Origin of the sequence: Paenibacillus amylolyticus (genome assembly GCF_051136285.1) — a bacterium.
Lineage (GTDB): Bacteria > Bacillota > Bacilli > Paenibacillales > Paenibacillaceae > Paenibacillus > Paenibacillus amylolyticus_F.
The window spans coordinates 1,483,776-1,505,972 of record NZ_CP194938.1; the positions used below are offsets into that span (position 1 = coordinate 1,483,776).

General features: G+C 46.6%; 23 protein-coding genes. 7 read left to right on the plus strand and 16 right to left on the minus strand.

Going from position 1 to position 22,197, the window contains the following annotated elements; translation table 11 throughout:
• Window positions 1–12 precede the first annotated feature (12 nt).
• From hemY to hemE, 3 genes are read right to left on the minus strand one after another with little or no spacing between them, the layout of a single operon-like run.
• The gene (gene hemY / locus ACR8BL_RS06620; RefSeq protein ID WP_434751869.1) at window positions 13–1,440 is read right to left on the minus strand and encodes a protoporphyrinogen oxidase; all 1,428 of its coding nucleotides are present in this window, start codon (window positions 1,438–1,440) and stop codon (window positions 13–15) included.
• A complete protein-coding gene (hemH, locus tag ACR8BL_RS06625) occupies window positions 1,440–2,390 on the minus strand; it encodes a ferrochelatase (protein ID WP_434751870.1) in 951 nt (316 codons plus the stop codon). Before hemH ends, hemY begins: the two co-directional genes overlap by 1 nt.
• Entirely contained in the window at window positions 2,383–3,447 is a 1,065-nt protein-coding gene (gene hemE / locus ACR8BL_RS06630; RefSeq protein WP_434751871.1) for a uroporphyrinogen decarboxylase, read from the minus strand. Before hemE ends, hemH begins: the two co-directional genes overlap by 8 nt.
• 232 nt (window positions 3,448–3,679) lie before the next feature.
• Between hemE and ACR8BL_RS06635 the strand changes: the two genes are divergently transcribed.
• Window positions 3,680–4,885 (plus strand): MFS transporter, encoded by a 1,206-nt coding sequence (locus ACR8BL_RS06635; RefSeq protein ID WP_434753037.1) that lies wholly within the window; start codon window positions 3,680–3,682, stop codon window positions 4,883–4,885.
• Between the two features lie 148 nt (window positions 4,886–5,033).
• Here the strand turns inward: ACR8BL_RS06635 and ACR8BL_RS06640 are convergent, their stop codons facing one another.
• Window positions 5,034–6,242: a cytochrome P450 gene (locus ACR8BL_RS06640; RefSeq protein ID WP_434751872.1), complete on the minus strand. Its 1,209-nt coding sequence runs from the start codon at window positions 6,240–6,242 to the stop codon at window positions 5,034–5,036.
• Between the two features lie 417 nt (window positions 6,243–6,659).
• On the opposite strand from ACR8BL_RS06640, the gene ACR8BL_RS06645 reads away from it, so the two are divergent.
• The gene (locus ACR8BL_RS06645; protein ID WP_434751873.1) at window positions 6,660–7,871 is read left to right on the plus strand and encodes an asparaginase; all 1,212 of its coding nucleotides are present in this window, start codon (window positions 6,660–6,662) and stop codon (window positions 7,869–7,871) included.
• A 132-nt stretch (window positions 7,872–8,003) separates the two neighbouring features.
• Window positions 8,004–8,549: an imm11 family protein gene (locus ACR8BL_RS06650; protein ID WP_434756615.1), complete on the plus strand. Its 546-nt coding sequence runs from the start codon at window positions 8,004–8,006 to the stop codon at window positions 8,547–8,549.
• Window positions 8,550–8,630: 81 nt separating this feature from the next.
• On the opposite strand, the gene ACR8BL_RS06655 is transcribed toward ACR8BL_RS06650, so the two are convergent.
• Window positions 8,631–9,257, minus strand: coding sequence for an O-methyltransferase (locus ACR8BL_RS06655; protein ID WP_434753038.1), 627 nt, complete (start codon window positions 9,255–9,257; stop codon window positions 8,631–8,633).
• A 245-nt stretch (window positions 9,258–9,502) separates the two neighbouring features.
• Here ACR8BL_RS06655 and ACR8BL_RS06660 point away from each other — a divergent pair, with 245 nt between their 5' ends.
• The 4 genes from ACR8BL_RS06660 (at window position 9,503) to ACR8BL_RS06675 (ending at window position 14,309) form a co-directional block, all read left to right on the plus strand.
• A complete protein-coding gene (locus ACR8BL_RS06660) occupies window positions 9,503–10,654 on the plus strand; it encodes a THUMP domain-containing class I SAM-dependent RNA methyltransferase (RefSeq protein ID WP_434751875.1) in 1,152 nt (383 codons plus the stop codon).
• A 297-nt stretch (window positions 10,655–10,951) separates the two neighbouring features.
• Window positions 10,952–13,003 carry an LTA synthase family protein gene (locus ACR8BL_RS06665; RefSeq protein ID WP_434751876.1) on the plus strand — a complete coding sequence of 684 codons (2,052 nt, stop codon included), beginning with the start codon at window positions 10,952–10,954 and terminating at the stop codon, window positions 13,001–13,003.
• 64 nt (window positions 13,004–13,067) lie between these two features.
• Window positions 13,068–13,499: a cytidine deaminase gene (locus tag ACR8BL_RS06670; protein ID WP_434751877.1), complete on the plus strand. Its 432-nt coding sequence runs from the start codon at window positions 13,068–13,070 to the stop codon at window positions 13,497–13,499.
• 78 nt (window positions 13,500–13,577) lie between these two features.
• Window positions 13,578–14,309, plus strand: a complete 732-nt coding sequence (locus ACR8BL_RS06675; protein ID WP_434751878.1) for a DsbA family oxidoreductase — start codon at window positions 13,578–13,580, stop codon at window positions 14,307–14,309.
• A 446-nt stretch (window positions 14,310–14,755) separates the two neighbouring features.
• On the opposite strand, the gene ACR8BL_RS06680 is transcribed toward ACR8BL_RS06675, so the two are convergent.
• The 11 genes from ACR8BL_RS06680 to ACR8BL_RS06730 all read right to left on the minus strand — a co-directional run bounded on the left by ACR8BL_RS06680 (window position 14,756) and on the right by ACR8BL_RS06730 (window position 22,157).
• Window positions 14,756–15,586 carry an aldo/keto reductase gene (locus ACR8BL_RS06680; RefSeq protein WP_434751879.1) on the minus strand — a complete coding sequence of 277 codons (831 nt, stop codon included), beginning with the start codon at window positions 15,584–15,586 and terminating at the stop codon, window positions 14,756–14,758.
• A gap of 132 nt (window positions 15,587–15,718) precedes the next feature.
• Window positions 15,719–16,000, minus strand: coding sequence for a hypothetical protein (locus tag ACR8BL_RS06685; RefSeq protein WP_434751880.1), 282 nt, complete (start codon window positions 15,998–16,000; stop codon window positions 15,719–15,721).
• A gap of 81 nt (window positions 16,001–16,081) precedes the next feature.
• Window positions 16,082–16,303: a DUF1450 domain-containing protein gene (locus tag ACR8BL_RS06690; RefSeq protein ID WP_090920463.1), complete on the minus strand. Its 222-nt coding sequence runs from the start codon at window positions 16,301–16,303 to the stop codon at window positions 16,082–16,084.
• 21 nt (window positions 16,304–16,324) lie between these two features.
• Window positions 16,325–16,627 (minus strand): heme biosynthesis protein HemY, encoded by a 303-nt coding sequence (locus tag ACR8BL_RS06695; protein ID WP_090920458.1) that lies wholly within the window; start codon window positions 16,625–16,627, stop codon window positions 16,325–16,327.
• Window positions 16,628–16,771: 144 nt separating this feature from the next.
• Window positions 16,772–17,029 carry a hypothetical protein gene (locus ACR8BL_RS06700; protein WP_434751881.1) on the minus strand — a complete coding sequence of 86 codons (258 nt, stop codon included), beginning with the start codon at window positions 17,027–17,029 and terminating at the stop codon, window positions 16,772–16,774.
• 104 nt (window positions 17,030–17,133) lie between these two features.
• A complete protein-coding gene (locus ACR8BL_RS06705; RefSeq protein ID WP_434753039.1) occupies window positions 17,134–18,372 on the minus strand; it encodes a M14 family metallopeptidase in 1,239 nt (412 codons plus the stop codon).
• 268 nt (window positions 18,373–18,640) lie between these two features.
• Window positions 18,641–19,453 carry a glutamate racemase gene (gene racE / locus ACR8BL_RS06710; RefSeq protein WP_434753040.1) on the minus strand — a complete coding sequence of 271 codons (813 nt, stop codon included), beginning with the start codon at window positions 19,451–19,453 and terminating at the stop codon, window positions 18,641–18,643.
• A 224-nt stretch (window positions 19,454–19,677) separates the two neighbouring features.
• On the minus strand, window positions 19,678–20,136 hold the full coding sequence (locus ACR8BL_RS06715) for a YtxH domain-containing protein (protein ID WP_434751882.1): 459 nt from the start codon (window positions 20,134–20,136) through the stop codon (window positions 19,678–19,680).
• A 183-nt stretch (window positions 20,137–20,319) separates the two neighbouring features.
• On the minus strand, window positions 20,320–21,222 hold the full coding sequence (locus ACR8BL_RS06720) for a DUF4261 domain-containing protein (RefSeq protein ID WP_434751883.1): 903 nt from the start codon (window positions 21,220–21,222) through the stop codon (window positions 20,320–20,322).
• Window positions 21,223–21,239: 17 nt separating this feature from the next.
• Window positions 21,240–21,695 (minus strand): DUF86 domain-containing protein, encoded by a 456-nt coding sequence (locus ACR8BL_RS06725; protein ID WP_434751884.1) that lies wholly within the window; start codon window positions 21,693–21,695, stop codon window positions 21,240–21,242.
• A gap of 174 nt (window positions 21,696–21,869) precedes the next feature.
• Complete coding sequence (locus tag ACR8BL_RS06730; RefSeq protein WP_434751885.1) at window positions 21,870–22,157, minus strand: Dabb family protein; 288 nt, start codon at window positions 22,155–22,157, stop codon at window positions 21,870–21,872.
• Window positions 22,158–22,197: the final 40 nt, after the last annotated feature.

The window sequence follows — 22,197 nt, forward strand, 5'->3', positions numbered from 1 at the left end:
AAGTTCATGCTTTTACTTCGTTGCAGTAAGCTGTGTTGCCGCCTTTACGGACATTTCTTTGGCTTGTCGGATACAGTCTGGCAGTCCCACACCCTCATAACCAGCTCCGGCAATGTAAACACCCGGAAGCTTACCTCCAAGCTCCTTGCGAAGGTTAGCCAGATGCTCAAGATGACCTACAGGATACTGCGGCATCGATTTACGCAATCTTGTAATCTCCGAGAAAATCGGTGTGGCCTCAATGCCCATCGTTTCTCTAAGATCTTTCATCACAAGCTCCGTAAGCGCCTCGTCGGGAAGCTCCACATTTTGTTCATCTCCGGAACGGCCAACATAACAACGAAGCAGGACCTTGTCATCCGGACTGGTATGCAGCCATTTTGTCGAGGTCCATGTGCAGGCCGTAATATTACGCCCTTCTTTTCTAGGCACAAGGAATCCTGAACCGTCAAAGACATGTTCCACTTCTTTTTTCTCAAAGGCCAGAACAACGTTAGCAACGGATACATAATTGATTGCATCCAGCGCCGATGTATCCACATGAGGTTTCAGCAAGTCAGAAGCCACATAGGTTGGCACGGTGATCACAACATCATCTGCCTCCAAAAATTGACCGTTATCAAGTTCAACACGATATCCGGTGTTTTGACCCTCCAGTCGTTGCAAGGACTTGGCAGATGTATTCAGACGCTGATCCACATCATTCAACTCATGAACAAGCGCATGCACGAGACTCTGCAGCCCTTGGCGGAAGTTCAGAAACACACTCCGTTTGGTGCCCGTATGTGTCTCAGCAGGTTTACGCCCTGTCATCATGCCTCGGATCAAGCTGCCATAATCCCGCTCCACCTCTCCAAACTGCGGAAAGGTCGCTTGCAGGCTCAGCTTTCGCATATCTCCCGCATAAATCCCCGCCAGAAGCGGTTCAGTCAGGTTTTCCAGCACCTCTGGGCCGAGCCTGCGCTCAATCATGTAACCAAGAGATTCATCCTCTGTTGTGCGCTTGGGCGGAATAATAAAGTCCATTAGCGCCCGCAATTTCCCTCCCGGAGAAACAAGTCCACTTCTAAGAAAAGATTTCAATTCTGTTGGAATGCCGAGCACTAGACCTGCCGGCATCGGATGAAGTTTGCCACGTTGCATAATGTATGTTTTCTTGGATTCCGGATTCTGGCTGACCAGTTCATGATCCATCTCCAGTTCCTTCGCCAGATCAATCATCGCTGTTTTGCGAGCCAGGAAAGAATCAGGCCCTTTCTCGATTACAAATCCATCCCGATGCAGCGTTTCAATCATACCGCCCATGGACGAGCTTTTCTCAAGCAAGGTAATCGCAGGTTCAAAGCCAGCTTCCCTGTAATGCTTGCGGATATAAAATGCTGCGCTGAGGCCTGTAAGACCCCCGCCGATAATAACAACACGCCGTTTCTTGTCTTCCATTAGTTATCAGACCCTTGCTGCCACTGGCTTATGATAGAGTCACTCAATGTCTCCATATACAGAGGATCACTGTTAAGGGAGTCAATACGCATTAACCGCATATCCATCTCTTTAGCGATCGCTTTGGCTTCAATGTCGAGATCATATAAGACTTCCAGATGATCCGAGACAAAGCCGATGGGAGCCACAAGCACATCTTCCACCTGTTCACGTGAAAGCTCCTGGAGGGTGTCCAGAATGTCCGGACCGAGCCATGGCTCGGCTGTTCGTCCGGCACTTTGCCAGGTAAACTGCCAGTTGCTAATCCCCACCTGGGAAGCAATGGCTTCGGAAGTCTCCAGCAATTGATTCGGATACGGATCACCCATGTCAACAATTCGTGCTGGCAAGCTGTGCGCGCTGAACAGAACCTTCACATCCCCGCGTTTAGCCCCTGCTTCTTCAAATGCGTCCAGCTTCGCGCTCACTCGCGTGGAAAGAGCCTGAATCAGCTTCGGATGCAAATGATAACTTTCAATAAAGGACATCCGGATGCCAAGTTCTTCGGCTTTTTCCCGTGCACGTTTGATGTAACTACCCACACTCATCGTTGAGAAATGGGGCGCAAGCACAATGCCAATGGCGGTCTGAATACCGTCTTTTGCCATCTGCTCTACGCCATCCTCAATAAAAGGATATGCATGCTTCAGTCCTTGGTAACAGCGGAATTCAACTTCACCGCGGCGCTCATCTTGCTGTAACGCCTTTTGAAGACTTCTCACCTGGTTATCCGTGTTCTCACGCAGCGGAAAAACACCGCCAACAATGGCTTCATACCGATCTGTCAGCTCTTTCAATTGTTCCGGCTCAGGCGGACGCCCTCTGCGAATATGTGTATAATACGCTTCAACACTTTCCATATTTTCAGGTGTGCCATAAGACATCACCAGTACGCCTACTGTATTAGTCATTGCTTACCGTCACTCCCGTCTTTAAAGCTTCTGCTGAATATTGATGAATGTATGCAGTTAGTTCTTTTAATTTATCAAGCGAAGCTTCAGGGAATAAGCCATGTCCCAGATTGAAAATATAACCCGGATCCTTAATCCCCTCATCAATAATCACTTTCGCCTGTTCTTTGATTAATTCCATTGGCGCAGTCAGGATATACGGATCAAGGTTACCCTGCACGGCGAATTTGCCACCTAGACGTCTGCGTCCTTCGGAAATGGAGACTCTCCAGTCCAGCCCGATGACATTTGCATTCAGATCTTGCAGAGTTGGCAACAGTTCACCTGAGGCCACACCAGGGAAATAGATTTTCGGTACATTCAAATCGGATAATTCGGTAAAGATACGAGTAATCGTTGGCAACACATACGTTTTGAAGTCTTTGGGAGAGAGTGCGCCTACCCAGCTGTCAAATAACTGAAATGCCTTACCGCCATTTGCGATATGGGCACGGATATATGTAATGACCATATCACCAAGCTTCTGCATCAGTTTGTGCCACACTTCCGGTTCACTGTACATCATCGATTTGGTTCGGATATATCCTTTCGAAGGCTGCCCTTCGATCAGATAACTGGCTATCGTAAACGGAGCCCCGGCAAACGTAATCAGCGGAACGTCAAGTTCCTTGTCCAGAATACGGATCGTTTCAAGGATATGAGACAGATCCCCTTCCACATCAATGGGACGCAGACGCTCTACATCTGCAGCCGAACGAATGGGATTATCGATCACCGGCCCAATATTTTTGACAATGTCAAAATCAATGCCAAGTGAAGCAACCGGATTCATAATATCGGAATACAAAATAGCCGCATCCACACCCAATTTACGCACAGGCATGAGTGTAACTTCTGCCGCCAACTCAGGCTGTTGACATATTTCAAGCAAGGAGTACTTTTCTTTAATTTTGCGATATTCAGGATCGTAACGTCCAGCCTGGCGCATGTACCATACTGGCACACGGTCTACCTGCTGTTTGAAACTGGCCCGAATAAGTCGATCATTATAGCTCATGTAAGAAGCCTCCAATAGTTTTTGGACTCATAACTACCATTATGCCCTTTTTAAACAGCTGTAACAACCATATGGGGATGTGTTCCAAGTGACAATACTATGACATTCGTTACACCCTAATCTATTCCATTCGTTAAGCCCCTCCCCATATGCCATTTATGATATAATGAAAGAATCGGTTTTTTTGAGAATTACAGAAAAATCTTTGAAAGGAAGTGAAAGCACTTTGAAAATGTGGAAAGTCAATCTCATTGTGCTTTGGTTCGGACAATTCCTCGTCAATGCAGGAATGACGATGATTACGCCTTTTTTATCTTTATTTCTTGCCAGAGATTTAGGCGTGGTAGGAGAGCACGAAATTGGTATTTGGGCCGGATTTATTTTTGCCGCCAATTTTCTCACCTCATTTTTATTTCAGCCGCTCTGGGGCAAGCTGTCGGACAAATACGGACGAAAAATTATGTTGCTTCGCTCCGGATTTGGAATGGCTATTGTCATAGCCTTGATGGGTCTTGTGCAAAACCCTTGGCAGCTCCTCTTCTTGCGCCTGCTTAACGGAACGATCTCCGGCTTCAATCCGGCGGCTGTTGCCCTGATCTCAGGCACAACACCGAAGGATCGCATGGGTTTTGCCATGGGTATCAGCCAGTCCGGTCAGGTAGCGGGTACAATTCTGGGCCCACTCATTGGTGGATTGCTTGCAGATGCGGTGGGCTTCCGTCCCATTTTCTATATTACAGGTGGACTTATCTTCACAGCTTCCATGCTGGCGATGTTCCTGGTACGGGAGAAATTCGACCGTCAAGAAGCCGCAAAGCTACCCGATCAATCCGTATTATCCGGTTTGAAAGAGCTCACTAAATCACCTCAGCTACCTGCACTATTCGCTGTGACGTTCCTGCTGCAATTTGCGATGATCAGTCCGATGTCACTTTTGCCTATTTATGTAGAGAAACTGCATGGAACTCAAGTGAATGTTGCATTCTGGGCGGGCATGGTCGGCGCTGTTACGGGTCTATCCAATATGGCGATGTCACCTGTGCTTGGAAAACTCAGTGACCGGATCGGTTCACACCGGGTGCTCACCTTTTCGCTGATCGGAACCGGAATTATGCTTATACCTCAAGCTTTTGTTCAAACGGTATGGCAACTCATCCTTGTCCGTTTTGTCATGGGCATATTTATGGGCGGACTGCTCCCGAGTGTAAATGCATTGATTCGCGGGTACTCACCCGACAACATGATCAGCCGGGCATTCAGCTTTAACACAAGTACATTGGCTCTAGGCAACATGCTCGGTGCAATCATCGGTGGATTTATGGCTGGCTTCATCGGCATTGAGGGCCTCTTTATCGTATCCGGTGGCCTGCTACTGCTCAATATGGTTTGGGTGCGGTTTAAATTGTACAAAAAACCTGTTCGTCTAAATGAATCCTGATCCTGAAAAGATATTCTTTGCAGGGAAGTACGAAGTATGTTAACAGGTAAGAATGGAACTAGCAGTTATGTTTACACTTCCATGTGTAGGTATAACACACAACAAAAAGCCGCTTCAGCGCCATTTCTGGCCTGAAAGCGGCTTTCTTTTATATGTGTCGTTCGTGGAATTGAATCGGATATTCGTTCACACCAAAGACAAAAGCGCTTTGGATTGGCTCTAACGAGCTTTCGGGATCAGGTACTAACTGTATCTGTTCCATACGCTGAAGCAATGTGTACAGCACAACCCTGGCTTCCAATCGTGCCAACGGTGCACCCAGACAGAAATGAATACCAAATCCAAATCCCAGATGCCGGTTCGGCTTACGATCAGACACAAACTCATCTGCCCGTTCGAACTGCTCACTGTCGCGATTGGCGGCCCCTACCCAGGAGATCACCTGTTCACCTGCCTTGATGGTCTTGCCTCTTAGTTCCACTGTCTCCCTCGCAACACGTCCAATCGCCACAATCGGCGGATAATAACGCAACGTCTCTTCTATGGCACTTGCAACTCTATCCGGATGCTCGCGTAATTCATCCTGCAATTCGGGTTGCTCCGAGAGAATACGCACTGCATTGGCGATCAGATTGGTTGTTGTCTCATTCCCTGCGGCCAGCAAAAGAATACAGAAATTAACCACTTCTTCCTCCGTCAGCTTCTGACCCTCAATCTCCGCAGCGAGTAGCAAGGAGATCAGATCGTCCTGCGGCTCTACACGGCGCTGTTCCATAATGTCTGTGAAATAGGCATATAACTCCTGCATGTTCTGCTGTTTCTCTTTTGCCAACTCCTGAAACGCTTCTTCACTGTCATCGCGCGCGCCTTTCACGAGCACATCTGACCAATGCTTGAACTCATGGCGATCTGAAGCCGGAACCCCAATCAGTTCAGCAATAACGATGACGGGCAGCGGTGTTGCGAGGTCATCAATCAGGTTCATCTTTCCATCAGGTAAATGCGGAGCCAGCAGCTCATCCGTGATCTCCTGAATACGTGGCGCCAGAGCTTCAATTGCCTTGGGGGTAAAAGCTTGGTTGACCAGATCACGCAGCTGCTTGTGCTTCGGAGGATCTGTCGTTAACATGCTGGAGCTCGCACGATTGCGCTCCGAAGAAAACAGTTTTGGATTTTTCAAAATATAATGCACGTCTTCATATCGAAACACATCCCAGCATTCACGATGCTCATCATATCGGACTGGAGTGTTCTCACGAAGTTCTGCATACACCTGGAAGGGAGATAGTTGTTGCTCCTTGCTGTGCAATTCCCGAATAGGAATATAATTGGCATATTTTCGGGGCGCTTGTTTCATCGTGTTTCCTCCAATCAATAATATATATTTATTTACATATAAGATCTTATTCATTATACACACAACTGGATGGAGATTCCAATAAAAACAGCGTAAATAAGCCTCACGGCCCATCTCCTGCTCCTAACTACCTTATCTTTGTCGAATAGGTTTTATGTTATATTTAGTAACATTAATATTTCAACCGAATACATAAAACTCACTATTATTATTTATCAACTAAGATAATAGGACTTTAAATTTAGTCATTTTACTTATAAAAAAGCCATTTAACTCTATAATTCTATGAATGTAATCGTTATCCCTACCAAAATCCACATTTGTCATATTAACTAACATAAAATAAAATAATTTTAATCTACATACACAAAAAAATAATATTCCTCACACAAAACTCACTTGAAGGAGCGTATCAGCATGAAAAAACAATCTAACCTTCGCCCTTGGGCCGTTTGGAGTACTGCCGCACTAACCGCACTAACCCTTTCTCTCTCCCCTATGGGAACTCACGCTGCTCAAGCAGCTACGGTAGAGGTAAAAGGCACAACAGGTACTGTTCAGAGTGCTCCGACCACGCCAGCACGTAACACCACTATCCCGGTTGTGCCGGAATCCTCCAAACAATCTCCACTCTCTAATGTGCTTGTGATCGGAACAGGCGGAACGATTGCGGGACAATCACAGGACGCAACCAGCTTCCAAAATTACAAGGCAGGCACACTGCTCATCGCTGACATGGTCAAAGATTTGCCGGACAAACAGAAAATTGCGGATGTAAGCACGCTGCAATTCGGCAATTCCGGTTCCGGCTCCTATTCGATGGCTGATCTGTATGACTTATCTCAAACGGTAGATAAAGCATTAGCTCAATATGATAGCGTAGTGGTTACTACAGGCACAGATACGATGGAGGAAATAGCCTACTTCCTTGATATGACGGTTCAAAGCGATAAACCCGTTGTCATCACAGGCTCCATGAGACCATGGACCGTGATCGGCTCCGACGCTCAGGCGAACCTCTACAATGCCATCAAACTGGCCGGCAGCGGCCGAACCAAATCGTTTGGCACTGTATTGATGCTCAACGATACTATTCAGCTTGCTCGCGGTGTAACCAAGACCAATGATTATCGGACAGACACTTTTGAAACGCCAATGCTCGGCGCTGTTGGTTATATTGATGAAGAGAACATCCGAATTTACCGCGCACCTGCGAGAGCCATGAAACCCGAAGGTACAGCGAAGCCAGCATTTGATCTTAGTAAAATCGCCAAAGCTGATCTTGCCAAAGTAGAAATTGCCATCTCCTATCAAGAAGCAGGTGGCGGTGCGATTGAAGGCTTTGTAAAAAGCGGAGTGAAGGGAATTGTTACTTCCGGTACAGGGGCGGGCGGCATCTCCAGAGCAATGGGTCAAGCCCGTACAAAGGCGATTGAAGAAGGGGTTATTTTCGTAACCACAACCCGAACAGGATCGGGCAGCGTATATGGTGGCAGTAAAGGCATTATTGCCGGGGATAATCTCAGCCCACAGCAAGCACGGATTCTGTTGATGCTTGGACTTTCCTTCAGTGATGATTTTGATACGATTAAAAAGTGGTTTGAAACATACGGCACACCAGAGGTATAAGTTAGCGAAGAATAATGACCAGATGTTCGTAAAAAGGCCGAAGCAGAGGTTCATCCTGCTTCGGCTTTTTTACTGTTCTCTCAACCTTTATAATGAATAATAGACTACAGTGGGAAAGGAACGTTAACACATATGGACTACTATTTTCTCGAATCTCAGTATCCCCGCAGCGGATTTATCAGTGGTGGCACCACTTTTACTCCTGAATTAGATACGAATTATTTGGCTGTAGACTATCCAGTTCCGGATCACACAAAGGCCGAGGTGGAGCTTTTGTCGTCGGTGCGCAGCTTGAAAGTGGACTATTTCGAAACCATTACAGGAACAAGGGTTGTCTCGGACGCTTTCAAAACGCTGTTGGAACAATTCCAATCAAACGTGCAGTTCATACCCGCCACCGTGTGTTATCATGACACACGACCGGTTGAAAAGACATACTGGATCGCCCATCTGCCGATTCCAGTGGATGGCTTCGATTACGAACGTTCAGAGTACGGACGCAAAACGGTCATCGCTGCCTCCGTACATCAGCCACCGCGCAAGCCTGTCAAAGTGTTTTCCAAACTCGTACTCGATGCGGACAAAATTGACGGGCACCATTTCTTTAAGCTCGCACACGTTATCACATTGAAACCGATCATCTCAAGCGAACTGTACGAAAACATGCAAGAAGCATAAATTAAAACTGCATGTCACCGCGATATAATTTTACATTTAACTTGGCTTTCACAACCAAGCTTTCAACGGAGTTCAATGGATCTATTTCACCCAAGCCAGCGCTAAACCATCATAGTCTGGCAGCATGGTCGTGACGAGACGCGGGTCATTTGCCATCTGTTCATTGAAGCGACGCACGGCAAGCACAGCAGGCCCTTGCTTGTCTGGATTAAGTGTGCGACCGCGCAGGAAACAGTTGTCACCTACGATAACCGCACCGGGACGAGCAAGACGAATCGCATAATCGAGATAAACCGGATAATTTTCCTTATCTGCGTCAATAAAGAAAAAGTCAAAGGTACGCTCTTCTTGTACCAATTGCTCCAGACTGTCTGCCGCTGGTCCGACCCGGTATTCGACTCGCCCACCAAATCCACCTTCCTCCAGATGTGCACGAGCCATTGCTGCGTACTCTTCTTTTAGTTCAAGCGAAGTCAAACTCCCCCCTTCGCTTAAACCACGAGCCAGGCAGATACCGCTGTAACCGCCGAGCACACCGATTTCGAGCACAGCTTCAGCCTTTGAAGTTTTTGCCAGGAAGGTGAGCAGACGACCATAAGCCGCCGCCACCGAAACCTCCGGCATGCCATTCACCCGAATGGCTTCTTTTACTTTTAACAAGAGCTCATCCTCTTGAAATAATTGATTTACATATTCGTCAGGGGTCATATTCACCACGAAGTTCCTCCTTGGTCACTTGGACTGCTTTTCATATGGATGCCAATGTTTTATAATGAATGTTTGTTATCCAACACAGACAATTGAACGCTGCATTACCTGCATTGAAGTTTTGCGGTTAAGCCGCATTACTCATTGTAAGTTTTTTCGCGGAAAGCGGCAAGGCCGCACCGTTACTATATCGCTGCCAGAAGGGTACGCCCTCTGCGGCTCGAAATGGAGTTGAATGAATTTATATGGCTCGATTGCAATTGATTGCAACCTCAGCAATGGGACTCGAGGCTGTTGTTGCTCGGGAACTGAAACAGCTGGGATATGAAGATGCCAGGGTCGATAATGGCCGAGTATTTTTCACAGGAGATTATATTGATATTTGTCGCTGTAACCTGTGGCTGAGAAGTTCGGACCGTGTGCTGGTCAACATGGGGGAATTCCCCGCAACCACATTTGACGAATTGTTTGAGGGCACCAAAGCACTACCTTGGGAAGAATGGATTCCGGCAGACGGTGAATTTCCAGTGGAAGGTCGATCACAGAAATCTCAACTAAGCAGCGTGCCAGCATCACAAGGTATTGTCAAAAAGGCGATTGTTGAAAAGCTGAAGCTGACACATCATACCGAATGGTTCCCCGAAAATGGAGCACGTTATGTCGTTGAAGTCATTCTGCTGAATGACCGCGCCCTTATTACACTGGACACAACAGGGCCTGGACTTCACAAACGTGGATACCGCAAACTGGTTACAGAAGCACCGCTAAAAGAAACACTGGCAGCTGCACTGATTCAGCTCAGCCGCTGGAATGTTTCCCGCCCGTTCTATGATCCTTGCTGCGGTTCTGGCACCATGCTGATCGAAGCTGCAATGATCGGCTGGAACATCGCACCAGGGCTTCGCCGCACGTTTAATTCTGAGAATTGGGATGTGATTCCTGCTGAACTGTGGGAACAAGCGCGCGAGGAAGCATTTGATGCTGTGCGTGACGATGTGCCTTTGCAAATTTCAGGCAGCGACATTGATCCTGAAGCAATTGAAGTTGCACAAGCGGCGATCAAAAGTGCAGGTTTTGCCAAAGATATCGAAGTCAGCGTATTGCCAGCCCACCGGGCCAGACCTCAAGGGGAGTATGGAGTTATTATTACCAACCCGCCTTATGGGGAACGTCTGAGTGAAGAAAAAGAAGTACAGAAGCTGCTTCGTTCCCTCGGCCGTAGTTATCTGGAGATGCCAACATGGTCGTTTTTTGCAATCACCTCCACCAAGACATTCGAAGAATATTTCGGACACAAAGCGGACAAGCGCCGCAAGCTGTTCAACGGACGGATTGAAACCCAATATTATCAGTACTTGGGGCCATTGCCACCGCGTAACAAGACACCGCAAGTTTAAAGATACTTATTGGATAGGAGCGCTCTGACCTTTATGGTTAGGGCGTTTTTTGTGTTTTTTTGTCTGCCTGATACCACCAATTAACCAACGTCACTTTGCCTCTCTGGAACGCTCAGTAGTATACGACAGACCGATAAGACGAGCATGGTTGAAATACCAAGCGGTCACGCTATAATATATGAAGCCCTGTTTTACATTCCGTTAACAAAAAAAAACAAAAACAAAAACATATAAAGATATGTAATGTAATCAAATCTCTGGCATGAACACCTACTTAATAACAAGGGGGAACACACTATGGTTGTTACACCGCCTATGCGAAGTTCCAAAACGCGCTGGCTTCTGCGTCATCCAATGACGTTATATGTTATTTTCACCCTACTTATTCTACTTAAACTGATGCTATTGCATCACAACTTGCACGCCTATAACATTACGATGGGACTGCTCGACAAAGTCATTGCTATCGGCTCCCTGCTACTTCTGTCCTTCTGGGTCTGGTGGCTACCACGTAGAGGCATGATTGCTGCACTTGCCATTCTTCACTTGTTTCTTACTGCACTCATCTATGCTGATATGGTCTATTACCGTTACTTTCAGGACTTCCTGACTGTACCAGTGCTTCTACAGGCACGACAGGTAGACGCACTTGGGGATAGCATCGCTACTTTGATCTATGCGAGTGATTTCTGGTTTTTTGCCGATGTACTCATTGTGATTCCATTTGCAGTGATGTTGCTGTTCAGCAAACGTTATCGCTCAGGTCAATTCTCAGGTATGTACACAAGCAGTTATGACAGAGGTTATGGGGGTTACTCCTCCACTTCCTTTAATTCTTTGAGTGCTCGTAAAAAACATCTTCGCCGCCTGTTTGCAGGTTTTACAGTTCTTGTGCTGGGACTCGGCCTTGGCGCTGGCCCGATCTATTATTACAGCAAAACCTGGGCCAAAGGGCTGTTTGAAAACAATTGGTGGAATGTATCCATGTACAACGTAACCGGTTTACTCGCTTTTCACGGCTATGATGTGTACTCCTATGTCAAAGATACTATTGGATCCGGCCCTGAGGCCGATGCAGCCGATATCAAGCTGGTTAAAGCTTATTTTGCAGAACGGCAGCAGTCGAATGCAGCGCAGCACAATCAGGCCTTATTTGGAAAATACAAAGACAGCAACGTTATTATCGTGCAGGGCGAAGCCTTTATGAATTTTATGATCGGACAAAGCATTGGCGGACAAGAAATCACACCACATTTTAATGAATTAATGAAAGAAAGCCAGTATTACAGTCACTTCTATCACCAGACCGGGCAAGGCAGAACGTCGGATGCTGATTTTGGCGCCAACATTTCTTTACACCCCCTTCCTGTAGGATCGGCGTTTGTGCGTTATGCGGATCATACGTATGACTCACTGCCTTCCATTTTGAAGGATCAAGGTTATAGCACCAACGTGTTTCACGCCTACGAGAGCGGTTTCTGGAACCGATATACGATGTATCAGAATATGAAATATGACAAGTTCTACAGCAAAAATGATTTTGTGGAAGATGACCCGCTGGGGTGGTCTTTGTCTGATGTTTCTTTTTTCCGGCAGTCCGTAGAGAAAATGAACAGTGATGTGAAGGAGCCATTTTATTCATTCCTCATCACACTTAGCAGCCACCACCCATACTCCTCCATTCCTAAAGATAAACAGCAGCTGGATGTGGGTGAATTCGAAGGTACAATGTTCGGAAACTACCTGCAATCGGTTCATTATGTGGATGCTGCGCTAGGCGGTATGGTGGAGGATCTGAAAAATCGGGGCTTATGGGAAAATACAATCTTTATGTTCTACGGGGACCATGACAGTTCCATTAAGGATAAAGATCAATATGAGAAGTTTTTGAAACGTCCACTGAACGACCTCGATATGGAACAGATTATGAACAAAGTGCCACTGCTGGTTCACTTGCCGGATGGAGCTGAAGCAGGTACATTGGAAAAACCTTCGGGGCAGCTGGATATTACACCCTCTGTGCTGCATTTACTCGGGATATCCGATGAATCCTATTATCACATGGGAAACAATGTGTATGACGGCTCAGAACGTTTAGTAGCGCTACGTAACGGCACTTTTACGGATGGCAAGGTGTTTTATATCCCGTCGGATGATCACATATACGCAAATGGAGCCTGTTATGACCTGTCTACTCACGAAAAGACCGACATCAATGTCTGCAAAGCCGGTTTTGAGACAGCATCCAAGCGTCTGCATATTTCCGATACACTGATTACCTACGATCTGATTCGCCAATTCCGCGAGGAAAATACAGCAAGTGCAACTGAACAACTCTCGACTCCATGATTAGAAATAGAAGATTTCAATGAATGGAGATCAGAATTCCATACAAAAAGGGGAATATCATCACATGTCATCCAGCACCCATTCACACGATATCGAACAAAAACTGTTTGATGCAGCCGCCAAGTTTGTTAAACAGCGTTATCCTCAAGGATGGGGCGGGGCAGGCGCCGTATACACGGACGCTGGCTCTCTCCTCATTAGTGTAGCTCCTGAGGTGATCAATGATGCTGTACATCTATGCATGGAAACCGGAGCTTATCTGGAAGCCCACAAATTAAATGAGCGCGTAACCCACTCTCTCTGTATCGCCCGCGATGACGAAACTACAGCATTTAAAGTGCTAACGCCATGTGGAATCTGTCAGGAACGCCTCTTTTACTGGGGCGAGGAAGTCAAAGCAGCAGTATACGATCCATCTGGACAGCTTATTTTCAAAACATTAAATGAGCTTCAACCCAATCATTGGTCAAAGGCTTATCAAAATAAACACGATTAACTTGCGAATTTTCGAAAGTTTCTTTATAATTGTAACTATAAAAGTTTCAATTGAGAATTAAATGGAGGTTTTAAAGCAATGAATATTGAAATATGGTCAGATTTCATGTGCCCTTTCTGTTATATTGGTAAACGCCGTCTTGAAAATGTACTAGAGAAATTCCCTCACCGGGATGAGGTAAAATTGCAGTTCAAAAGCTTTGAGCTGGATCCTAATGCAGAAGTGAACAGCGGCAAAACGAACACGGAATATCTTTCTTCCAAGTACAATATCAGTGAAGAGCAAGCTCGGGGCATGAATGCGCAGATGAATGCCAACGCTCGTACAGCAGGTCTCGAATACAATATTGATGCAATGATTATAACGAACTCCTTTTCCGCTCACCGTTTGACTCACTGGGCTGATACTCAGGGCAAAGCACTTGAACTGAGTGAACGCTTGTTCCAAGCCATTTTTATTGAAGGCAAACATACGGGTGACCATCAAGTGTTGGCTGATCTTGCCCAGGAAGTTGGCTTGGATCGTGAAGCTGCGACTGCTGTTCTGTCCAGCGACCAATTTACAGAGAACGTACGCGCCGATCAGGCAGAGGGTGCACAGCTCGGCATTCGTGGTGTTCCATTCTTCGTGCTGGATCGCAAATTTGCCGTTTCGGGTGCACAACCTGACGATGTATTCCTGGATGCGCTGCAAAAAGCATGGGACGAACGCTCCCCTTTCACCATTGTTGAATCTAATGATGCCGCAGATGGTAGTGGAGTTTGTACAGACGAAGGCTGCGAGGTTCCGCAAAACAAACCTTCTAACTAACATAAAAAAGCAGCAGGATTATGGGATATTCCCATGATCTGCTGCTTTTTTTCAGTTTACTGTGACTACATTTATAATGCTTTTCAAACCGCTTTTTAGCCGTTTTTAACTCTTTTTCTTTCTTTGTTATCATTCACAATATGCATTCTTCCCTATAACATTAGCAAAGTTACAAATCAGAACAAAACGGAGAAGCGAAGCCCTCCGTTTTGTCACTGCCCTCGCCTTAAGAAGCTCCTTTTCCAAGTGACTCTCCTATCAAACGCTGCTGCGAAAAGGACGAAATCGATTCTGTAAAAGCGGAGCGTTCGCCTTTGGTTTCGAATTTCAAACCTTTAAAAACTTCAATCAAGGAAATTCCAAAACAACAGCGATCGAAAGAACGATTCGTCCTTGAAGCCTCCTCCAACGTCTATACTTGTTTAACTGGAAAATCAGCTTCGCGCCTAATCCCAAAATAGTTGATCCGGGTGCGGTCCCGTCCGTTTGTCCGCATCAAGTGCATCAATCTGTCTCAGCTCATCAGGGGTCAGTTCAAAATCAAAGATATCCGCGTTCTCACGAATCCGCTCAGGTGTCACCGATTTGGGAATCGTCACAATCTGATTCTGGATATCCCAGCGCAGAATAATCTGGGCCGGTGTTTTGCCATACTTCTGAGCCAGTCCCTTCAAGGTAGACTCCTGATTTAATTTTCCTTTCATAATCGGACTCCATGCCTCCAGTTGAATCCCCTGTGCTCCGCAGAAATCCTGCAGTTCCTGCTGGATCAGACCGGGATGTAATTCCACCTGATTCACCGCAGGCACAGTACCACCTTCATCTATAAGATCGCGCAGATGATGCACCTGAAAGTTACTCACACCGATCGCGCGCACACTTCCTTCGCTATAGAGACGCTCAAATGCTCTCCACGTCTCTTTATACTGGTCACGGCCAGGCCAATGAATTAAATATAAATCAATGATATTTAATCCAAGTGCCTTCTGGCTGGCTTCAAAAGCTCTAAGTGTCGAATCATAACCCTGATCATCGTTCCAAAGCTTGGTCGTTACAAATAACTCGTTACGGGCTACGCCGCTGCTCGCAATGGCTTGTCCCACTTCTTCCTCATTACCATAAATCGATGCGGTATCGATACTTCGATACCCCACTTCCAAAGCGGTCTCTACCGCCTGTTGCACTTCTTTTCCCTTAGCCTTAAAAGTCCCGATTCCAAGCCATGGCATTGTCACTCCGTTGTTCAGAATTGTGCAACCTGTGATATGTTTGGTCATCCTGTACCTCCCGTATTGATTTTTGCCTGCTCTTGGTCTATTAACCTTCTGACAGAATTTTAAGCGCTCTAGAATAAACAAAAAAACCTGCAGGCAATGATTGCCTACAGGTTCAGATGTAACAGAAACCGTTTAATTTCCCTCTTGCATGTGCTGATTCTGGATCGAATTTAATCTCTTCTTCTCCTCAATGAACATGTCCTGTGCCAATTCGAAGCCTTGTCCTCCTAGAGACAACTCTGCTTGCCTCATGGCCTGCTCGGTATGTGCGAGCCGTTGCTCTGCCTGCACAATCGTCTGCAGATTCGGGTGGGACATGGCTTGAGAAACAGCATAATGAAGCTTGTTCACCGCATTTTGCGCCTGAGATACAGTTGTACCTGCTTGCAAACTGGAATCATAACGCTTGGGCATGAGTTATTCCTCCTCGGAATCATATTCCTGTTACCCGGTTAGCTTCGGTTAAACAAGCCGCCCTTATTCTTTTTTCAAAAGTTACTTAATGAACTTCGAAACTTTTGTCAGTACCTCTTCTTCTGTAGGCGCACTGATATATCGGCCATTGATGAAAACAAAGGCGCGCTTTGCACACGGCCCGCAATAAGATTTACAACCGATCTTAATCTCTGTGCCTGGCGCCATCTTCTCCAACTTGGGCACAATCGACTTCAATCGGATATGATTACATTTTTCGCATACGCGGATATCGTTAGCCATGAGTTCCCCTTCTTCGCTCCCTTAATGGTCGCCGTGGTTGCCTTTGGACGGATTTGTAATGACAAATCCTTCTTGCGGCAAGTAGAGGTAATCAATTTTTACGCCATCCAGCATAGGTTGTCCGTTTTCCAAAATAACGTCAATGCCTTTGTCCGTAGATACCACGGTGTCATTATCTCCCGGCGTGTCCAGATCAAGTCCGTAATGAGCGTGGTCTCCGTGTGCATGTGTAATCACAACACGCAATAGTTTACCTTCGTTCTCCGGCTTGTCCAGTTCAAGCTTCAACACTTTTGCTGCGTTACGAGTGATTTTGCAGTTCATTCGATTCATCTCCTATATTATCATTGCTGGTTCCAACAATTTCAGCATACGTTTTAAACTCCAGCATCTATTGTAAAGAAAGTTACAACTAATCGCAATAACATTGATGCGAAAACACCGTGAAGTCATATTTTAGACACGACCTTAAGATGTTGCGCTTTCCACCAACACAGGATATTTACGTTCAGCTCGGCCGACAAACCAGTTCATCAGTATCAGGGTTACCCCGATATCATCAATCGGCATGAATGGCATCACATCAGGAAGCACCCAGTAAAGAAGCGCCGGAATAATAAACAACAGCTTTTCACCCAAAGGAATCTGCGGGGCCTTGAGCAGACGTGGAAGTCTCTTGAACACATGAACCCACCGCTGAAACGACAGCAATTTTCTCCACTTCATCGTATGAACCCCCTTTTATGACTGCACTATGATCAAAAAAAAAACAAAAAACGAACGCCGCTCCAGCGTCCGTTCCAGTTATACGTTTGAATTTCAGATTCGTTTCACGCCTGACCCAGGACTCCACCTTCCCGTTCCCCATGGGATAACAGTTCTGCCAGTAGCATACCCACTTCCACACAAATGTCATCAAATTGCTCCACAGGTAACGGATTCACTCCCGAACCCACCTCTACCGTAAATCCCGGTCTGCCAAACGTTTGAATGAACCAATCCTTATATCCAGCATCACTACCACCCAGCTTTACAGCTTTATACCCCGATGCTTTAGCAAGTTTGCGCGACAGTGGCGCACTCTCTCTCGGCTCCAGATCCCGGTAATTCCAATAAATCTCTTGACCTTGACTATGGAGAGATACAACCGCAGCAAAAGTATGCTCCTGCGTCCACTCCGCAAGTGCTTGCGCCTCAGGTTCAGTCAGCGGAGCCTTACCGGCGTAGTCCCGTGGGCCAGGAGAATGAACGCCTCTGCGCGCAACCTCCTCATCCCAATGTGCAGGAAACTGATCGTTGAGATCTACACCCCTAATGTTAGCTTTCCAGTGTGTAAAGTGCGGTCGCCCACCATTCCAAGCCAGTAATTCCGAAGCATAGGCATGATGATTTACCACACCTTCCTGAACTAATTCTACACCATCCGGGTTCACCATAGGCACGGTCCATAAGGTTGTCTCTTGCATCCATCGCTGCGGATCAAAGGTATGCCAAAGTGAATGTGAGTTATATGCCTCAGCATACTCCTCGATAAACCTCATCAGAACAGGAGAGGTCAGCCACTCATTGGCATGAACCGATGCGTTGACATGAATATGTCGCGGCCCTTGCCCAATCCGCACATAAGGCAGTTTTTTTCCCATCACACTTATACCGATTACCCCCGATTCAACACAGGAATAACGCGATTCCAATCGCTGTATGTCTCTTATCAATTCACGATACCCATATTCACCTTCAATGTTCACGATAGATTCTCCAACATTCAGCGGAATATGAATACAACAGCCGCCCCAATCCTTCACCTTGGCGATCTCCGGATTACTTAGACGAAGCTGGTCTTCCGTTATTCCGAAACGCCGCGACGTTTCCTGTACCGTTTCTCCCGGGGGCACAACATATCTGCGTCCAGTCCCAGGCAACACACGCAGCATCTGACCTGCAAGCAGATAAGGCTGCGACGTAGTTTCAGGATTCAACGCACATAACAACTCTTTGGTCATTCGGTATGCCGAAGCTATCCTCGGCAGTGTGTCTCCTGTTTTCACGATAATCCACTGTAGTTCCATGTTGTCTCTCCCTTCCACAGGATCAAATTCTTCCCGTGCTTGGTTATCGCCTAGATGCGTCTGTCTTATCGTATGCAAACCCGGTTGTCCGTCATGTGACATCGTTCGCAGACTTCTACATGTAGATCAACCTGGCTACCCGAGCTGAGCACAGTTACACCGTACGCAGAGAAATATGAAAAACCCGAACCTGTACAGGTTCGGGTACCAGAGCAAAATTCAAAACAAGAATGCAGCTTCATCCTTTGGACCAATATAAAAATTACGATTATTCCGACAGCTGTGTGACTTGCCAAACGACAGGAGTCTTGGAAATTTGTTCTCCCAGCCACAGCTTGGTGATATTCTGGAACATACGCGGATCACCTGTACAGAAAAATTGATGCACAGGCGTCTCATCCCCGCTTGCCAACTTGCGTTTATCATATAAGATCGTACTGATTTCTCTCGCTGTTTCATCGGCTGAGCTGATGAGCTTCACTTCTTGCCCCATGACATCCTGAATCGTATCCATCAGAAACGGATAATGAGTGCAGCCGAGAATCAGACAGTCAATAGGCTGTCCTTTAATATCTCCCAGCGCTTGATCCACCGTATGCGTTGTATGTTCGGAACGAAATTCACCTTGCTCCACCAGTGGCACCAGAGTGGGACAGGCCTGACTGACCACATCTACGTATGGTGACAGTTGCTTGAGCGCCGACGTGTAAGCACCACTTCCAATCGTGCCTACAGTGCCAATTACACCGATCCGACCGGTACGGGTCGCCATGATGGCTGCCCTTGCTCCAGGATGGATAACACCGATGACAGGCACATTCACCTTAGCCCGGATATACTCCAGTGCGGCGGCTGTCGCTGTATTGCAGGCGATAACGATAACTTTCGGATTAAACTGGATCAAAAAATCAACGATTTGCTCCGTAAATTGTTTCACTTGTTCGGACGAACGGGGTCCGTACGGTGTCCGGGCAGTGTCCCCAAAATAAATGATCTTTTCCCGCGGGAGCTGACGCATTACTTCCTTCGCAACGGTCAATCCCCCTACACCGGAGTCTAATATAGCAATAGCTTGCTGCACGAACACACCGCTTCCTTCTTCATTAAATTCATTCTGATAACCATATATCAAAAAGCTTTCTACCTACCCTATGAAATTTAAGGCAAAAAGGTACCTACATCTTACCCGATTTCATCGCCGTGTTCAAATTCAAGTACATAAACCCTGTTATCGTGCAACGTATAGGCACACAACAAAGCAGGCTTTCCACCCGAACGGGGAAAGCCTGCTGGTACAACAACTTCTTACTTTTCGTCTTTGGATTCATCGACAGAAAGCTTTGCAATGTTTTCCGAACCTTGCTCTGTTGCTTCCAATTTCAGGCCTTGATTTTGTACTACATCCTGCACTTGATCCTGAACCTCGATCTCAGGCTGGACTTGAATCTGCACTTCTTCTGCTTTGTCTGTTTCCGCGATTGCAGCGGAAATCCGAATTTCCTTGCCATCCGATGAACAACGCCAAGACTGAATATCCTTAATGACCACATCCGCCGTTTCCTTCACTTTGGAAACGATCTGTGAGCTTTGCTCCCCAACTTTCACGGCCAATTCCTGACCTTTGTCCGATACCTGGCGAGCACCATCGGAGATATCCTGACGCAGTTCACGTCCTGATTTTGGCGCAAGCAGCAATGCCGTAACCGAACCAACAACTGAGCCGATTAAAGCACCCCACAACAAGCTTTTGTTCGAATCTTTCATGACTCATCTCTCCCTTTGTTTGGATTAGACATCGGTTTATGAATCAACCGTTTAGGTTGCTCATCTGGGCCAATGCCTACTCTGTTGATGCATTATAAGCATGATGGGCTTGACCTGACACTCCAGATTGAAAATATCTGAACAAAGACTGCTCTGGTGTAAGGTGCCCATTGTCATTCTGTTTTACTGAACCGTCTGCGGCTTAGACACCGTGTGCTCTTCCCCTGGATTCAGATCTACGACATAACGTCCTGGTGCTATCAGAGCAGCCTGATGCTCACAGCGCCAACGTCGTCCACCGGACGAACCCAAAGTCTGACCATCCTGCAGCACATCTCCCTGATCAAATATGTAATAAGCGGCACCCAGCAGTGTCTGGGCCACCGTATCAGGGTCAAGTCCAGTAAAGTGACATTGTACATCAGGCACGCCAAGCGCGGATAAACCTACGGTATCCATGACCAGTTCTGGCTGTTCCTCCGTCCCCCCCGCTTGATACATTCGCACATTCATCGCTGCGTACAGATGCTCTTCCCGTTCCTGGGATTGAATATAAGCAGCAGGTTCAACCAGCTTATCACTGCCGTACCAGTAAAGCGCATCACAATTCAGTGCATCCAATACAGCTAACACGGTTTCCTGAAACAAATTCAGACGTTGCTTACGCGGCATAGCCGCAGTAAACATGTCATGAATACGAATGGAGTAACGAGCCGATTCAACAGCTTGTCCCGCTTCAGGCCAATGCCAGGCCTGCTGCAAAGCCCCTGCAAAACGTGTCCGTTCCACAATCTCATGTACAGGGAGAAAACAAGTCTGAGCCGGAATACTGCCTTCCTGGAAGGCAACCTTGTGCTCCATATGGTAGAACACCAACATATCCTTTACCCCTTGTTCCTTCTCTCCCTGCTTTACATCAAGCCGTCCTTGTCCCGTTCGGTTGATGAGCGCCTCCTGTAATACATGACGATTCACATCCGGCTGTTCATTGAACAAGAACTCCACCATATACACAGGGTGAAAACCAGAAGATGTCTCACCACTTTCACGGTTTCCTTGATCTATCCCTTTTGAATCTTTCTCCATACGGCTTCCCTCATTCCTTACACTGTCCCTTGGCCTTCATTTCCCTGAAAAGGCCCAAGTTCTTTTTCCACATAAACGCTTACCAGGCCGGAGAACTTTTCCAAAATATCCGGCAAGGTAACGCTTAATGGATGTAATACAGGCCGCTGCCAGCTGTAATAATCTTGCACAAGAGGTTTTCGCAAAGTGACGAGTTGACGCAATACCTCATAAGTAGACTCATCAAACACGTTCTCTTCATAGTTAATTTGAATAATATCATCATAACTACTTGCATCTCTCATAATGAAGCCGTCAATGAGATAACTCCCCACATCGGTCACAATCTCGATGGCAAGATGCAAGCAACGTTCCTGCACCATCCCTAACACCAGACCACCATCCCAAGCCTGTACAGCTTGCCTGAGCCCTTCGGCTACTTCAGGTACCGCGTCAAGCCGGCGAGCGATCTGTTCCCTGTTCACATAATACATTCATTCACTTCCCGTTCAGTGAGTTATCGATCTCGTTTTCCTCTGTGCTTAAGCCAGAAGATCATGACAGGGCAAGCGATCAGAAACACAACAAAAATATATAGAAATTCCATAACGTCTCTTAAATCGCTCATGAAGATTCCCCTTCAAATCCAGAATAGAATGATTAAATCCTCAGATCACATAATCTACAGCAATGGATTGTTCTCTGACTTCGTTCATGTACTTGATAACGTCTTGATGGAGCGGGTGAACCTGATACGCCTGAAGATCTTCCAGCGAAGCAAACTCCGCCGTCAGTGAAATGTCGAACGACCTGTCCGAACGCACTACATCGATACCTACCTCAAGTGAAATCAGGACATCAATTTTGCCTTCCAGATTACGCAGAACCTGGGCAGCAGCCTCGATACTTTCTGTGGAACGATCTTTCATTTTGAACAGGACAATATGCTTAATCATCTGGATAAACACCTCGTTTGAATTAATGATTAGAACCCTT